A 1,595-nucleotide genomic window follows, 5' to 3' on the forward strand; every position below is an offset into this window, starting at 1 on the left:
CACACCTATCGCGCCGTTCGGACGATGGGCGCCTTTACGGACGCTGAGTGTTCGGACCTGAAACCCAAAGATAGAGCCAGAATCCAGCTCATCTATGTACCGGCCTCGCGCGACGGCATCTCGCAGGTGACGGCCTTTTTGCGTGGACGCTTGTGGCGGGCGATCAACTGGTCGGAAGGCACGCGGACGACGTTCGCTTCGGCGGGCTCCGCCCTGAACAACGCGTTCTCCGGCGAGCCGGCGGTAGACGCCGTGGTCGCAGCAGTCACCAGGCGATGGCAGCAGGTCCACACCGCAGGCACGGACTCCACGCCAGTGTTTCGGCCTATCGATCTCCGGTTCGAACAGTCCATCCGCAAGGCTGAGGTCTTGTTCCGCCCCGACGAGGCAGGGCGCGAACGTGGTCTCGATGAGTTGAGTGACGGCCAGCGATCCCTGTTCCACCTCGCCATGACTGCGGCGACGCTCGACGTAGAATCGAACCTGGCGACGGATCCCCGCCCTGATGGATTTCAGTCCGGCGGCATCAGCGTTCCCGCCTTGACCCTGATCGCCGTCGAAGAGCCAGAAAACAATCTCGCGCCGTTTTACCTCTCCCGTATCGTCCGACAGATCCAGGAACTGACCGCAGGGTCACGGGCTCAAGCCATGCTCTCGAGCCATTCGCCCAGCATTCTGGCGCGGGTGAAGCCCGAGCAAGTCCGTCATTTCCGTCTCGACCCGAAAACCCGCGCCTGCCGCGTGAGAGGGATCCGATTGCCTCCGATCGCGGACGAGGCTTCGAAGTTCGTTCGCGAGGCTGTGCGCACCTACCCCGAGCTCTATTTTGCCCGTTTCGTGATCCTCGGCGAAGGCGCCTCCGAAGAGGTGGTGCTCCCGCGCCTCGCCGAGGCCCTTGGCCTGGACATCGATCGGTCTTTCGTGGCGGTGGTTCCCCTTGGGGGCCGCCACGTCAACCACCTGTGGCGGCTGCTTGTCGATCTGGACATTCCGCACGCGACCCTTCTGGATCTGGATTACGGTCGTGCGGGCGGGGGCTGGGGGCGCATCAAGACCGTCTGCGCGCAGCTGATGGAAAACGGCGTTCGGCCTGACCAACTTTTCGAAAGCCCGAGTCCGGCGGGCCCCTCGGCCGACCTGGCGGCCTTCGATACCTTCGCCGCCGCGAACTGGACAAACATTCAGACGTGGGCGCGATCTCTTCGAAGGTTCAACGTCTTCTTCTGTGAGCCGCTGGATTTGGACTACTCGATGCTGATGGCGTTGCAAGCCGCCTATTCGGCTCCAGAGCCGGGGCGGTCCGGACCGTCCCCGGCCGGGGAACCGCGAGACGCCGTGTTGGGCGACCGCGGCATTCACGCCCTCTACGACTCCAGCCAGGACAGCCTGCTGCGTTGGTATCGGTACCTCTTTCTGGGGCGAGGCAAGCCAAGCACGCATGTGCGGGTTCTGAGCGGTCTCGACAGTCCGGCCCTCGCTTCGGCGGCTCCCGAGGAACTGAAGGCCTTGCTCGGCGCCGTCGCGGTCCAGCTCGATCCCCCACCGCCGGCTGCGCCCGGGACTCTGACCGTATCGCTAACATCATGACGTTACGG

Annotated in this window: 1 protein-coding gene; it reads left to right on the plus strand. The window is 64.4% G+C overall.

The genetic code is table 11. The features are described from left to right. On the plus strand, nucleotides 1-1,587 hold a 1,587-nt coding region (locus Q0C81_RS18235; protein WP_291841243.1), incomplete at its 5' end, for a TOPRIM nucleotidyl transferase/hydrolase domain-containing protein. Between the last annotated feature and the right edge of the window lie 8 nt (nucleotides 1,588-1,595).

Source organism: Brevundimonas sp. (assembly GCF_023259385.1).
Taxonomy (GTDB): Bacteria; Pseudomonadota; Alphaproteobacteria; order Caulobacterales; family Caulobacteraceae; genus Brevundimonas.